Raw genomic sequence first — 13,554 nt, 5'->3', positions numbered from 1 at the left:
TCTGAATTTTACTTTACATATCGAAATTGCTTGGTAGGACCACCATGTCACGAATGGTCACATTGCGAGGGCGAGTCAGAATGTACATGACAGCATCAGACACATCCGATGGCTCAATAATGCTGCCTGACTCTTTCGCCTTGCGCAGATTTTCTTCAGGCCAGTCAGCAAGCAAGGCACTGTTGACTGGGCCAGGTGAAACCGAAGCAACGCGGATGCCATGTTTCAAAACTTGGCGACGCACGGTCTGGACGAAATTGGTCATGGCCCACTTGGAAGAGGCGTAGACCGGCTCCCAATGGACGGGGAAATGCCCAGCTACCGAGCTCGTCACTATGATGTCACCTGTTCCGCGTTCAATCATGTGTGGCAAGACATTCTGGACGTTCTTCATCACGACGCTTACATTTAGGCTCACCATTCGGTCAATGGCATCTGGGTCAGCGTCGAGCAAGTCACCCCCGATATAGCTACCAGCATTGGCGTGGAAGATATCGAGTTGGCCAGCTTTCTCCAGAATTTGTGACAGCAACGTTGCGCAGTCCTTAGGGTCAAGCAAGTCCATGACCAGGGGAATCGCAGCATCGCCCAATTCCTCACAGATTGTCTTCAGTGAGGCCTGATCGCGATCAACCAGTACGACGCGAGCGCCTGATGCAATCATCGCCTTTACAGTAGCAAGCCCTATTCCCGATGCCGCACCGGTGACAGCTGCGACCTTTCCTTTCAATTCATTAGCCATCAAATTCTCTCCTGTAATTGTCTTTTTTAGTCAAAGCGACTTGAAGTTTTTGAAGCGCTTGTACAGTGGGTGGGTGCTGACGTCTTCTAAATGTTAACGTCAACATTTATCAACACTAGTCGCCCACAATGGGCAAATCAATGGAGGGTAGACCAATGTCTAGAGTAACGAGTGAGGAGAAGGTTTATCCAGTCTCGTTTCTCAGCCTTATTGTTGCTTTTTCGTGTGCAACCAGCCTCCGAAACGAGAGTTGCAGGTTTACCTTCTAAGGGGCTCGCCAAATTACAGAAAAGACCTGCGATTTCTCACAGGTTCTTTACGGGGTGTGACCAAATGGCGCGCCCCGTCTTCAATGTTCAAACTTGAGCTTTCCTTTTCTCAACGACGATATTAAAGCTATAATGCTCAGGATATATATTTAAGTTTTATCTTAAATTTTAAAAAAATATAGGAATGTAGACTATGGCATCAGTACTGAGTGATTATCTCAAAAAAGAACAGATGTTGAAGCAACTGCAGGAAGAGCTGCAAGCGCTGGAAAATAACAGTGAGCTAAAAGCAGAGCTTGAATTCAAAGAAAGACTACAAGCACTTATGACGGAGCACGGCAAATTAGCGCGCGATGTATGTGAAATGCTTGACCCATCTTACCGCTCTAAACCAGCAAAAGCTGGCAAGGTAAGCACAAGCAATACAGATGGTCGTAAAAAACGCCCTTTGAAGGTATACAAAAACCCACACACTGGCGAAACGGTAGAAACCCGTGGCGGCAATAACAAAGTCATCCAAGAGTGGAAGGCTGAATTTGGTAATGAAGAAGTTGTCAGTTGGGTTGTGAAAGTAACCGAGTAATAAAACTGATATTTACTTCGGGGTGGCAGCGCCAGCATGGCAAAGTTACCCCTTAAAATGCTCACTGAGTCTGCTCAGTGAGCGAAAAAGTATTTAATCGCTGTGCTGGAAAAGAAAAGTAGCGAGTAAGTCCATCAGTCATCCGTTAATTAGCATAGTGACCAGCGCTTTGTTGGTTCTTCGTCATTCAGTATGGAATGCTTTCTTTCAGTCTGAGAATGGAACTGTGTGAGATAGGCGTGGCGCACCCAAGAGTTTTGACTGCTCAACTGGGTTAAACGCTATTATTGTTGCGCCAGCCATTGGTTGAACTGCGCTTCATCAAGTGGCCGTGAAAATAAGTAACCTTGTCCTTCCAGGCAGCCGTTCTGCCGCAGGGTATCACGCTGGCTCTCGGTTTCGATGCCCTCGGCAATCGTGTGCATCTGCAAATTAGTCGCCAGCTCTATGACGGTATGCGCTATTCCAAAATGGGGTTGGTTGGCAGCATCGCCACTCACGAAGCTACGGTCAATTTTAAGTCGATCAATCGGTAGGCTGCTCAAAATACTTAGCGACGAATAGCCCGTGCCAAAGTCATCAATCGCAATACTAATACCGTGCTCTCGCATCTGCTTAAGTTTTTGTATAACACTGTTAATATCATGTGCCGCCATCGATTCGGTTAGCTCAATTTCAACGTGATATCCCTGCAAGCCTTGCGTGTGAATATAATGAAGTATATTGGCGACGAAGTTATCTTCTATCAGTTGCACAAGCGAGACGTTGATCGCCACACGGAACGTATCGTCCACGCGCCCTATTAAGCCTGCCCGCCAACGCAGCGCGGTACGAATCACCCAGTCGCCCAGTGCGACGATCATGCCGGATTGTTCAGCCAGGGGAATAAAGTGATCTGGTGGGATATGCTGGCCCTCGGCTGTCTGCCAGCGTAACAAACACTCCGCCCCCATAGCGGCACCGTCGTGTAAGCGAATAAATGGCTGGAAGTGTAACGTTAAACGCTCACTGGAGAACGCCACGCGCAAACGGCTCAACAGCTGCATACGATCACGGGCAGCATCGGCTAATTCTGTGGCGAATAAGACAGTTTTACCGCGGTGAAAATGCTTGGCCTGTTTTAAAGCCACGCCTGCGTTTTTGAGAATTTCCATGGCGTGGCGCGATGTCTTGTCGAGAATAATTAAACCGCTGGTGGCGGAAAGCCGCAGCGGCTCGTTCTGGTGCAGTCTGAAGGGTTCCGCAAAGACGGTTTCGATACTCTCTGGAGTCAAATCGCTTGCATCGCCCAATATGCCAAATACGTCGCCACTCACGCGTGCGATACACAGGCTTTTACTGAGCTGTGAGCATAGGCGCTGGGCAACCGCACGTAGAATGTCGTCGCCATAGGCATCATCAAGCACGCTGTTGATATAGGTAAAGTTATCCAAATCCACCAAAACAACGGCTTGTGGTGTGGTGGCGTTTAATCTCATCTGACGCTCTATCTCGGCAACAAACCCATTGCGGTTGGGCAGGCAGACTAAGGGGTCTTGATAAGCGAGCTGTTCAATCGATCTGTATAGCTGAAAATTTTCATAGGCGACGGCAATATTGCTACACAGTACGGCTAATAAATATTGCTCTGAGCTGGAAATAGCGCGCGGCATATCGACAAACGCGGCTAGCGCTTGGTTATCTTTTCCCGGGAAATAAACACAGACGCCGTCATGGAAAAAATGTTGCCTTTCATTAAGTGCCTGGGTCAGATGGGTACGGATGCGCTCGTTAGGCAGGGATGCCAAAGGCATATTTAACCAGCTGGAAAAGTGCCCCGTGGCGGCGACTATAAAGGACGGTTCGTTGTGCCCATGTGAGGCGGCACAAACTAGACACTCCCGTTCCGTTTTCAATAAGGCGCAAAGCTGCTTTATGACGACTGAGGAAAAATTTTGCCCGTTGGTTAGCCTGGTCAGTTCGGACGTTGCCGCTAAAATTTGCTTTAAACCATCGCGTTTAGCTTCGAGCTGTTTAATCTGCGAATATGAGCGAATGGCGATGGTAACACTGGTAAATAGCCGAATCCTTGTTAACTCTGCTTTGGTTTTATAGTCATTGATATCGTATAAACGAATAGTGTCACTTTCCGGGGCGTATCCAGGCTGTCCGGTGCGTAAAATTAAGCGAATGCTGTGGTTATTGAGCTTATCGCGTATGTTTTGCACCAAATTAAGGCCAGAGTCGTCGCTTTCCATCACCACATCGATCAAGGCAACGGCAAAATCCGCGTTTTGCTCCAGTAGGGAAAGCCCCTCTGCTGCCGAATAGGCATCTACAAAGGAGAGCGTGCGCTCCTCGATCAATGAGCCCTTTAGTGCTAGCTTGGTCGCGGCGTGCACGTCTGGATCATCATCGACGATCAATATTTTCCAGGGCGCTGGCATCGGGCTTGCGAGTTCGGCAATATCCTCCGCAAACACCAGTGGCTCATTGTTGTCGCCCATACTTCATACCCTCCCATGAAAATAATAAGCGTCGTTATGAACACATGGATAGAAGGCGGGGCCGCATGGCTATGCCGGTTCTTCAAGACTCAATAAAAGCTTCTCACTATTCAACCATGTAGGTCGTATTAAGCGAGCAGTAATACATTTGAGCATAACATCCACTTAGTCGCTAATTAGCACATTTTTAATGGTTTCTAACACTCAAAGGTAAATTTTTGTGACTTATGAGCGGGCTAGCAATATGCGGCGGCGCTAGCCTGTTTGAAGCCCGGTGCTGTACCTGCGCGCCATTAAAAGATTATCCGCTCTCTACGATGCGTGGGGCGCTTTTAGGTAAGGTGACCGTAAAACGGCTGCCTCTTCCTTCTACGCTATCAACATCGATGCGGCCACCAAGAACACCTGTTATAAGGTTGAAGGTGATATGCAGCCCTAGCCCAGAGCCCCCTTGACCTAGCTTGGTAGTATAAAACGGATCAAAGATGTGCTTTTGCAACTCAAGGGGAATGCCACAACCATCATCGCTCACGCTCAAGGATACCCAATTGTTGGGCCTGACCCTGGCAGTGATTTGGATACACCCCTGACTACGCTCGCTAAAAGCGTGGACAACCGCATTGTTAATCAAGTTGATCAATACCTGCGAAAGCGCACCCGGATAGCTGTCGAAGTGCAAACCCTCTGGCACGTCGACATCGAGTCGATACGGGGTTCGCTGCAGTGTTGGGCGCATCGATAGGTTGACTTCTTTTACCAGGCTATAAAGGTCAAACTCTCGTCTGTTGGCGCTTTCTTGGTCTACCGCGAGCTGTTTAAACGCGCCGATCAGCTCAGCTGCACGCGCCATATTGCGTTCAATGATCTCCGCGCCTTCACCGACATCCTCAATGAAATTGTTGAGGTCGTTGCGCGTCACCTGGTGGCTAAGCTGTCTGGAGAAATGCCGCTTGGCATCCGCGATTGCCGTCGATGACATCATTGCATTGCCAATCGGCGTATTAAGCTCATGGGCAATGCCAGACACAAGCGATCCCAGCGAGGCGAGTTTTTCACTCTGCACCAGCTCATCTTTAACGTTTTCCAAGTGGGTCAGCAGTGACTTGAGTTTGTCGCCATAGGCATTGACCGCTTTGCGCAGCTCGCCAATTTCGTTCATCGTGCCGGTATCGAGTGCCTGAGCGGTCTCGCCATGGGTTAATTCTCTAATCTGTTGCGTCGTTTGCTGAATCAATCCCAGTAAGTTGCGCGAGATGATGGCCGCCACAATGCCTACTATCACCAGCAACGCACCAATGGCTAGCATCAAAAAGAGTCCCATGCTTTCCGCCGACGCCGTCATGCGGCTCTGGGGCACAACGAGTCCGATTCTCCAGCCGGTTTGGGGATGTTTTACCAGGTTAACGTAGGCTGCCTCGCCCAGAATGCCGTCGTTGCGTAGCGCTACGACCGTCGGGCTTTGCAGGTCGGCGGCTCGGTTTAAAGTCTCGCTGAGCCAGGGCAGTTGCTGGCCGAGTTCGCGCGCGGTCATTAGTGAGCCAGCGGAATGTTCAAGCTGGGCTTCCGACAGGGGAAAGCTGAGCATTTGTCCTGTGGAGTCGAGCGCAAAGGCATAACCACCCTGCTCTGAGCCGTAGCGTGCGAGTATCTCTTTGATACCGTCAAGCCTCATGTCGACGGTGGCCACGCCGCTAAAGCTGCCGTTTTCCTGCATGGGTAAAGTGCAAGTGACCATGGGTATATCGGTGAAGGGATCGGTATAGGCTTTTGACCAGCTGCAGCGATCGATCGGTGCATTGCGGCCGACTTGGTACCATTGTTGAGTGTGATAGCCCACGCCGTCTGGGTCATTGTAATCATCAAGGTATCGCATGTTGCCTGCTGAGCGTGCCCAGAAGAAGCTGCGTCGTTGCGCTTCCTCCGTAAAGGCGCCAGGCTCGGGCCAAATACCGCCACCGGCGATGACCGAGTCGCCGCGGTTGTTGATAATGGGAGGAAACAGCGCCTTAAACAGCGCCTCGTCTTTAGGCAACTGGGAGGCGGCAAGAGCGATCGTACTGGCGAGAAGTTCTGTTTGGCCTAACTTGGCGCTGATAAGGCTGATCAACTGATCCTGGTTGACGGCAAGCTGCTGCTGTTGCTGCTGAATTAGATCAGGCTTTACTCTTAAGTCTACGACGACGAAGATAATTAAGAGCGCCATGATCAGCACCAGCGCAAACCCGAGATTAATTTGCTGGCGAATCATTAAAACGGTTCTAGCCATGCTGATTAATCTCGCAATAAATGGCCAAATCTATGTGTTTTTGTGGCTAACTTTTGAATTTAAAATAATGTTGGCTTTGGCGGCATGGTTTTTGTTATCGATTTATGTGCCAGCTACATTTGTTTAGCCTAGCCTAGCCTAGCCTAGCCTGAAGCTCATAAGCTTTTTTTCAACGTTCCAAGTGTTCTGCAAAATAATATACGCGGTTGAATAGTGTGCCTCCCAGGTATACCAAAGCACATCAAGGCATCATGGCGCGGGTACCAAATCAGCCCAGAAGGTGCCTTCTAGCGAGTAAGGCAGTAAGGTTTCGTGTATGGATTGCCAGGCTGCGGCAGGGTCTAGGTCTGCCATGGCCTCAGGGTGCAGCCACTTTGCGACTTGCTGAACGGCGATAAACTGAAAGGGTGTGTTGTAGAATAGGTGCCAAAGCGCATGCACGCGGCCTTCTTCCACCGCTTTAAGGGTTGACCACCCTGGTCGCGCCGCAATCAGCTCCCGCATGGCGGCGCGGGTTTCTTGCGCTGAAACGTCATAGCCCAGGGGAATTGAACTGCTGCTTAGTACCTGCCAGTCACCCCCGGTTTGAATGATGACGTCGGGATCTCGAGACAGTATCCACTCTATGTGCAGCTGCCCAAATAGGTTCGGCAGTCGCTCAGCGGCAATGTTGTTTCCACCGGCCAGCCGCACAACGCGCCCTAGGTTGTCGTCACCGACGCTTCGACAGCACTCAGGGTGGAGCCCTGCCGCCGTTTCGATCAAAACATCAGGCCGCTGTAGTGGCTCAGGCAGACGCTCGGCGACTTCTTCGAGTGCTTGCTGACGCATGTTAATCAGCGTCTCGGCCCGTGCTTCGGCAGCGAAGATTTTTCCCATCAGCCTCAGGCTGGGCACCATATGCTGGTCTGCTTGGGTCAGGAAGTCCACGAACACCACCGCTACGTCGGCTGTCTCCAATGTGTCGAGCGCCGAGCCTTCACGCAATGCTGGCCAGGCGCTCAGATCAAAAACGATGACGTCTGGATTAAGCGCAATGGCGTGTTCGAGATCGAATTCGCCGGTGGCCGCTTTGCCAAAACGCGCTAACTGTTCGGCATGGGGGAAACGCTGGCGAAGGCGGTGCCAGACGTCTTCATCGAAGCGAATGAGTTCATCACGCCAACCCACAAGGTCTTGGAAAGGGTCGTCAGGCTGGAGAGCGGCAAGGGTATACAGCAGCCGCCCTTCGCCCAGGATTACCCGCTGCGGGTCATCGGGCAACAGAACTTTGCGGCCAGCCAGGTCGGTCACCTCAAACGCATTCGCCAGTGCTGGCATCGTCAGGCTAATCGTCAACATCATCAGGCATAAATGCCCTATTCGCCGCCTTAGGCGACGGTTAAACAAAGCGGGCATACCCACGCTCCTTAATCAAACATGGCCTGTATAGAACGATTTGTATAAAACATGGCGCGAACTGGCGGGCTGAAGTCAGCAGCCCGCCGTTGGCTTAAAAGGTGGCTGGCTTAAAAGGTGACATCCAACCCTAAGCTGTAGGCGCGCCCTGGTAACGGAACACGCCCCACTGGGCTAGTATCTACCCCGCGGAAATAGGCATCCTCGTCGGTAAGGTTATGCACGCCCAGGGTTACGCTTGCCGCGCTGGCGAACGGCAGGCGGTAGCCTAAGCTGGTATCGACTAACCAGTAATCAGGCAGTGGGCCGGTGCTGCCGTTCTCTGTTTCTTGGGCGGTGTTGGCTGCATCGGCGAAGCTTTTATCCACGTAGCGGGCGCCGATATTGCCGAACCAGCGACCTTGTTCCCAGCGAGCCAATAGGTTGAGCAGGTGATTCGGGGCGTTGGGCACCTCGTGGCCGGCAAGCTCCCCACTGCGCTGCTCAGTATCGAGCCAAGTCCAGGTGCCTTCGAGGCTGAAGGGCAGGGTATTCGGCGCCCAGGCCAAACGCGTTTCAAGACCTTGGTAGCGGGTTTCTCCGAGGTTCTTTAGGCTGTTATCCGGCTGCTTGACGACCTGGTCTTCGTAGTTAATCAAAAAGCCTGTGGCCTCCGCTTGCCAGGGGCCGGACTGATAACGCGCGCCAATTTCATGGTTCCAGGCTGTCTCGTTTGATACATCGCCTGGATTGGTGATCTGCGCGAGCTGCACCGGGGTTAACGACCGTTGGGCGGAAGTGAACAAATACCACGCTTCGTTGGCCGCATATCCGACGGTAAGGCCGGGCAGCCAAGCTGAGGCGTCATTCTCATCGCGACCGCCATTTAAGGTATCGGCGTAGTCCATTTCTGCATGCTCGTAGCGGATACCAGGGGTTACTTCCCAGCCACCGCCTAGCTGCCAGGTGTCGCTTAGGTAAGCGGCCATTGCGCGGGTCTCGAAGTCCCAGCGACGAACCGGGGCGGCCGTTTCACTACCAACAGCGCGGCGGTTCACATCAAAGTCGACATCTTCTTCCAGATAGCGGGCACCCATCATTAGTTTGTGGTTCCCCAGTTGCCAGGCAACGCGGGGCTCGCTGGCCCATACTGAGAAGCTGCGCGGCGAGTCGGCGACATGGGTGGCTGGCTCGCCTGGGTCAGACCAATGGCTAGCACCGCCCAGGTTTTGGCCGAACCAGAAGGTTCGATCACTCTGGTGGCCAAATTGGCGCCAACTTATCTCGATATCGTTGCTCGGTTGCCAATGCCAGGTTGCGTGGGCACGCCATGTGTCCGCCTCGAAACGGTCGTAGGGACGCTGAGAATCGCTGCGGTCTTGGGCGTAGGCGCTTGGCGTTAGTGCGCCGGGTAGATCCGTGTCTACGCTGTAGTACTGCAGTTGTCCATCGATCCATTGGGTGTCATTTAGCTGATAATCGGCATCTAAAATGAAATTATCGACCTGTGTTTGGCTACGCTCGCGCCCGCCCTTTCCACGCATCAGGTTGGCCTGAAACTGGAGCCCCAGGTTGTCGCTCACTTGGCCGCCTGCGCGCAGATAGTGATCACTGAGCACATGGCCGGTGGCGTCATCCAGCGTTAGGCGTTCGCGCCACTGGGCTTCCTTTTCTACCGGGATGCCGCGTGTTACGAAGTTGAGCACGCCGCCCACATTGTTTGGGCCGTAGTGAACAGCCGCGCCGCCCCGTACGATGTCAACTTGTTCTAGTGTGGGCAGCGTTACCGGGAATAGTGAAACACCGATATTGCTGTAGGGGCCCAAGGCAGCCGGAATACCGTCCACTAAAATTTGTACCCGCTCGCTACGGCGTGGTGATAAACCGCGAATGCCAATGTTTGGCAGCACGCCCGTGCCGGTCTCATCCTGTACGTGGATTCCTGGAACCCGGGCTAACGCATCTTCAAGCTGACGGATATCGCCGCCGTGTAGCGCTTCTCCCTCCAATATCTGGCGTGCGCCAGGCGTCGTTTGTGGGTTAGTACGAGTGGCGCTCAACCAGTCGCTGGAGACGACTAAGGTTTCCAGCTCACTGTTGGCTTCAGGTTGCTGGGCCCAAGCCAGTGGAGAGGCGGCGACGATGGCCAAAGGCAGCACACGAAGGTAATGCATCTGATGTCCCTTTGTTAATGATTATCATAAGCGAGTGGGGTATCATAAATAATTGGCGCCAATCTGCAAGAAGTTATTATGGTGAAGGCACAGGAGAGCTTAAAAATGAGTCGGGCTGCGGAACGTCAAGAGGCTGTACGTCAAGATAAAGACCAAAGCTGGCTACAGGAGCAGCTTAGAATCGGTATGGGGGGCGGGCGTTTTCCCGCTGATAGCTGGTTGCGCCAAGATGCTCTTGCGGAGCTATATGGCGTCAGCCGCTTTGTTGTGAGAGGCGCCTTGGAGCGTTTGTCGGAAGCGGGGGCCATCGAGCATGTGCCTCATCGGGGCTACCGGGTTAGACGCTGGAGCCACCAGGAGCGCCTGGAACTCACCGAGGCTCGCCTGGTGGTGGAGCTTGCGATGGCGCCATTGATGATGGCGCGCCGAACAGAGGCACTGATGGCGCCTGTTAGGCAAGCTTGTGCCCAGTTTGAACACGCTGCGGTTGAAGGCGATGGTGAAGCCATGTTCCTGAACAATCATGCCTTTCACCGAGCGCTGGCAGTACTTGCTGGCAACCGGCCGTTGGCCGATCAAGTGAATTGGCTGCGTGAGCAGGGCATGCGTGGTGCAGGGCCAGGATGGCCAAAAGCTGGCGGGGTGGAGCGGAGTATCCGAGAGCACTATGCGATGGTCGAGGCGTTAGATACTGGCGATATTCTGGGTTTGCAGGGTACGGTACAGCGCCACTTAACAGCTTGGCAGGAGCGCGTTACCGACTAACGACTAAGCCTTTTGATCTGATACATATGGCTATCTGCATGCCTCAGCAAGGTATCGGCGTCTTTTCCATCGGCGGGATAACAGGCTACGCCGATGCTGCAGGATGGCATTTTAACTTCGCCGAATTCAGCGCCTAGCGGTTCGTTCATGACAGCGAGTATCTGCTCCACCTTTTCTGCTACGGCATTTGGCGACTGAATATCTGTTAACAGCACCGTGAATTCATCACCGCCCATGCGGGCCACCGTATCCGTCTCGCGAACACAGCCTTCCAGCCGTCTGGCTACTGTGCAGAGCACTCGGTCGCCTGCCGCATGGCCATGAATGTCATTGACGCCTTTGAAATCGTTAATATCCAGAAATAGCAATGCCAGGATGTTTTGGTGGCGATGGGCCATACTCAGGCCCAAGGCCAGGCGGTCATAGAAGAGCGCTCGGTTGGTCAACTTTGTCAGCGGATCATGATGGGCGCGGTAGCGTAACTCTTCCTCGGCCTGCATAAGAGCCGTGACGTTGCGCGCGACACCGACCCGCACGCCCTCTTCTTCGTACCAACTGGCAGACCACAGAATATGCACGATACCGCCGTCTTTGCGGATATAGCGGTTGCGGAAATCCGTGTGTGGCTTTCCGTCCATCACACGCACAATGGAGTCCTGCGTGGCGGCTAAATCGTCAGGGTGCATATAGTTCGTGATTAGAGTGCCGATCAACTCTTGAGGAAGGTAACCGAGCAGCGACTCACAGGCATCACTTACGAAGACGATCTGGTTGTCCCTATCCACCACGAAGACGGTGTCCAGCATCAGGTGAATCAGTTTGGGGTAAAGGGCTTGCAGGTCAACGGCCATAGACAAGGGATAATCCGGTTAGCGTTCCTCGACTATAGAGCAATCGCGAAGTGGACGATAAAGAAATCTGAAAACTTTGGGGGAAGGCTAATCGCTATGTAGAGTACCGTTAGTGATACCTACCCCTGTTTCTGGAGCTGTCTTGGATAGATTCGAAGAGATGCGCGTGTTTGCAGCGGTGGCGCAACTGGAGAGCTTTGCGGACGCCGCACGGCAGCTTGCGCTGTCACCGCCTCGGGTTACCCGGGCGGTGGCAGCGCTTGAGGCGCGTTTGGGTGTGGCGTTGTTACAGCGCACCACGCGACAGGTGCGCGTAACGGAAGCGGGACGCCGGTATTTAGAGGATGCTCAGCAGGTGCTTGCCCAGCTTGCGGAGGCCGAGGCCGCTGCGACCGGTAGCTACCTTACTCCCCGTGGCCTGTTACACGTGACCGCGCCGGTACTGTTCAGCGAATACTTTGTTACCCCGCACATCGTCGATTACCTGGATCACTACCCGGATGTGCAGGTTCGCGCCGAACTGATCGATCGGCCGGTTAATTTGCAGGAGGAGGGCGTCGATGTGGCGGTGCGCATCGGCCATGTGCCGCAGGATTGCCAGCACTTTACTGTGCCCGTCGGCGAAGTGAGGCAAGTTGTTTGCGCTAGCCCCGAGTGGCTGACCCAGCACGGTGAACCAACACACCCCCTTGAGCTGGAGGCATTGCCTACGGTAGTGGCCGAAGGCGGCAACTTGAGCGGCCACTGGTGGTTCGAGGAGGAGGGCAAACGCATTGAAGTAACGCCCTCGCCACGGCTGCGCATCAGCGCTATTCACGCGGCGTTAACGGCGGTCGAGGCGGGCGCTGGATTGACTCGGCTGCTGTCTTACCAGGTGGCTGCCAGTGAAGCTGAAGGTCGAGTGCGGCGCGTGTTAACGCGTTTCGAGCCAGTGGCCATTCCCATCAATATCTGGGTGACGGCAGGCCGTGGGCGTGCCGCCAGCGTGCGCACCTTCGTTGACTTTCTTGCCGAGCGGCTGCGTGCCGACCCGGCGCTCGCCTACCACGGTTGACCATGGCGCTCTCACCTGAATCGCCGCTGCGCTTTGAGGCCTTAATGGCGCTTTCCTCCGTTGCCAGGCACGGCAGCGTGCAAGCCGCGGCAGAAGCGAGCAGCCAGTCGGCGGCGAAGTTCCACCGTCTGCTGCGCGCTCAGGAGCAGCGTCTGGGAGTCGCTTTAGTCACTTCCTCAGCCAGCGGCAGCGTGTTGACAGCGGCTGGCGAGCGATTGCGCGACTACGCCGACGCGTTGATCCACGCAGTCACCGACGCCGAAAGCAGTGCGCGCCAAGAGCACCGAGAGCTCAAAGGCACGCTACGTTTGCAGGCACCCCGGGCGTTAATGGAGCCCCTGTTGCTGCCGTTAGTTCTGAGGCTGCAAGAGCGGCACCCAGCGTTAACGGTCTGCCTGCTGAGCGATGAGCACCCGAGTCGTGTGGGAGCTGGAGCACCGGCGCACCTACGACTGATGCGCGGGCCGCTGCCTGCTTCTGTTTATGCCAGGCCCCTGGGTGATTTACGTATTGGTCTGTTTGCCAGCCCCCGCTATCTGAATGAGGCAGGGCGACCGGGTAGCCTGAGTAGCCTGGCCCGCCATGCGCTTATTCACTGCTCACAGGAAGGAGTGGCACCCGTCTGGCCGCTGACCGAAGGCCAAACTCTACGCTTTGAGCCCAGGCTTAGCATGAGCACTTCTAGCGCGGCACTGCGGGCAGCCATTGAGGGCGCGGGTATCGTGTGCTGCTATCAGCTAGAGGCGCGCCGCGCCTGTGCCCAGGGGCTGCTCGAACCCGTCGCTGAACCACTCTGGCCAGCGGCGCACCCTTTGGCGCTGACCTACGCCCTTGGTATTCGGGCGCCCGGCAGCGTTATGACGTTTTTGGAGCTAGCGACCCCTTGGCTGCGGAGGCGGTTGGCCGACTGATTATTTCAGTTGGCGTAATTATCTATTGTTAAAAATCGCCATTCTTGCGGTTCTTGTTTTGGCCCAGGATAGGTGA

10 protein-coding genes are annotated in these 13,554 nt (G+C 54.1%); 4 read left to right on the top strand and 6 right to left on the bottom strand.

Annotated features, from left to right (window positions below; all coding sequences use genetic code 11):
• Nucleotides 1-13 precede the first annotated feature (13 nt).
• Complete coding sequence (locus KF947_RS09555) at nt 14-742, bottom strand: SDR family oxidoreductase (protein ID WP_227406091.1); 729 nt, start codon at nt 740-742, stop codon at nt 14-16.
• 462 nt (nt 743-1,204) lie between these two features.
• On the opposite strand from KF947_RS09555, the gene KF947_RS09550 reads away from it, so the two are divergent.
• On the top strand, nt 1,205-1,594 hold the full coding sequence (locus KF947_RS09550) for a histone-like nucleoid-structuring protein, MvaT/MvaU family (protein ID WP_227406090.1): 390 nt from the start codon (nt 1,205-1,207) through the stop codon (nt 1,592-1,594).
• Between the two features lie 284 nt (nt 1,595-1,878).
• Here the strand turns inward: KF947_RS09550 and KF947_RS09545 are convergent, their stop codons facing one another.
• The 4 genes from KF947_RS09545 to KF947_RS09530 all read right to left on the bottom strand — a co-directional run bounded on the left by KF947_RS09545 (nt 1,879) and on the right by KF947_RS09530 (nt 9,897).
• Nucleotides 1,879-4,080 carry an EAL domain-containing protein gene (locus KF947_RS09545; protein WP_133731931.1) on the bottom strand — a complete coding sequence of 734 codons (2,202 nt, stop codon included), beginning with the start codon at nt 4,078-4,080 and terminating at the stop codon, nt 1,879-1,881.
• Between the two features lie 301 nt (nt 4,081-4,381).
• A complete protein-coding gene (locus tag KF947_RS09540) occupies nt 4,382-6,346 on the bottom strand; it encodes a sensor histidine kinase (RefSeq protein WP_227406089.1) in 1,965 nt (654 codons plus the stop codon).
• Nucleotides 6,347-6,595: 249 nt separating this feature from the next.
• Complete coding sequence (locus tag KF947_RS09535) at nt 6,596-7,744, bottom strand: ABC transporter substrate-binding protein (RefSeq protein WP_227406088.1); 1,149 nt, start codon at nt 7,742-7,744, stop codon at nt 6,596-6,598.
• A gap of 110 nt (nt 7,745-7,854) precedes the next feature.
• Nucleotides 7,855-9,897, bottom strand: coding sequence for a TonB-dependent receptor family protein (locus tag KF947_RS09530; protein ID WP_227406087.1), 2,043 nt, complete (start codon nt 9,895-9,897; stop codon nt 7,855-7,857).
• Between the two features lie 105 nt (nt 9,898-10,002).
• Here KF947_RS09530 and KF947_RS09525 point away from each other — a divergent pair, with 105 nt between their 5' ends.
• Entirely contained in the window at nt 10,003-10,662 is a 660-nt protein-coding gene (locus KF947_RS09525; RefSeq protein WP_166650386.1) for a GntR family transcriptional regulator, read from the top strand.
• On the opposite strand, the gene KF947_RS09520 is transcribed toward KF947_RS09525, so the two are convergent.
• Entirely contained in the window at nt 10,659-11,513 is an 855-nt protein-coding gene (locus tag KF947_RS09520) for a sensor domain-containing diguanylate cyclase (RefSeq protein ID WP_227406288.1), read from the bottom strand. The genes KF947_RS09525 and KF947_RS09520 overlap by 4 nt on opposite strands.
• A 142-nt stretch (nt 11,514-11,655) precedes the next feature.
• Between KF947_RS09520 and KF947_RS09515 the strand changes: the two genes are divergently transcribed.
• On the top strand, nt 11,656-12,567 hold the full coding sequence (locus tag KF947_RS09515) for a LysR family transcriptional regulator (RefSeq protein ID WP_227406086.1): 912 nt from the start codon (nt 11,656-11,658) through the stop codon (nt 12,565-12,567).
• A 2-nt stretch (nt 12,568-12,569) separates the two neighbouring features.
• On the top strand, nt 12,570-13,478 hold the full coding sequence (locus tag KF947_RS09510; RefSeq protein ID WP_227406085.1) for a LysR substrate-binding domain-containing protein: 909 nt from the start codon (nt 12,570-12,572) through the stop codon (nt 13,476-13,478).
• Nucleotides 13,479-13,554: the final 76 nt, after the last annotated feature.

The organism is Halomonas sp. FeN2, from assembly GCF_020595105.1.
Lineage (GTDB): Bacteria > Pseudomonadota > Gammaproteobacteria > Pseudomonadales > Halomonadaceae > Vreelandella > Vreelandella neptunia.
Note: the sequence above shows the minus strand (reverse complement) of the source record. Positions and strands in the feature narration are given on the sequence as shown.

Bases quoted from the DNA above. Each gene is read 5' to 3' on its own strand.
- KF947_RS09555 (WP_227406091.1), bottom strand. From the start codon at position 742: ATGGCTAATGAATTGAAAGGAAAGGTCGCAGCTGTCACCGGTGCGGCA.
- KF947_RS09550 (WP_227406090.1), top strand. From the start codon at position 1,205: ATGGCATCAGTACTGAGTGATTATCTCAAAAAAGAACAGATGTTGAAG.
- KF947_RS09545 (WP_133731931.1), bottom strand. From the start codon at position 4,080: ATGGGCGACAACAATGAGCCACTGGTGTTTGCGGAGGATATTGCCGAA.
- KF947_RS09540 (WP_227406089.1), bottom strand. From the start codon at position 6,346: ATGGCTAGAACCGTTTTAATGATTCGCCAGCAAATTAATCTCGGGTTT.
- KF947_RS09535 (WP_227406088.1), bottom strand. From the start codon at position 7,744: ATGCCCGCTTTGTTTAACCGTCGCCTAAGGCGGCGAATAGGGCATTTA.
- KF947_RS09530 (WP_227406087.1), bottom strand. From the start codon at position 9,897: ATGCATTACCTTCGTGTGCTGCCTTTGGCCATCGTCGCCGCCTCTCCA.
- KF947_RS09525 (WP_166650386.1), top strand. From the start codon at position 10,003: ATGAGTCGGGCTGCGGAACGTCAAGAGGCTGTACGTCAAGATAAAGAC.
- KF947_RS09520 (WP_227406288.1), bottom strand. From the start codon at position 11,513: ATGGCCGTTGACCTGCAAGCCCTTTACCCCAAACTGATTCACCTGATG.
- KF947_RS09510 (WP_227406085.1), top strand. From the start codon at position 12,570: ATGGCGCTCTCACCTGAATCGCCGCTGCGCTTTGAGGCCTTAATGGCG.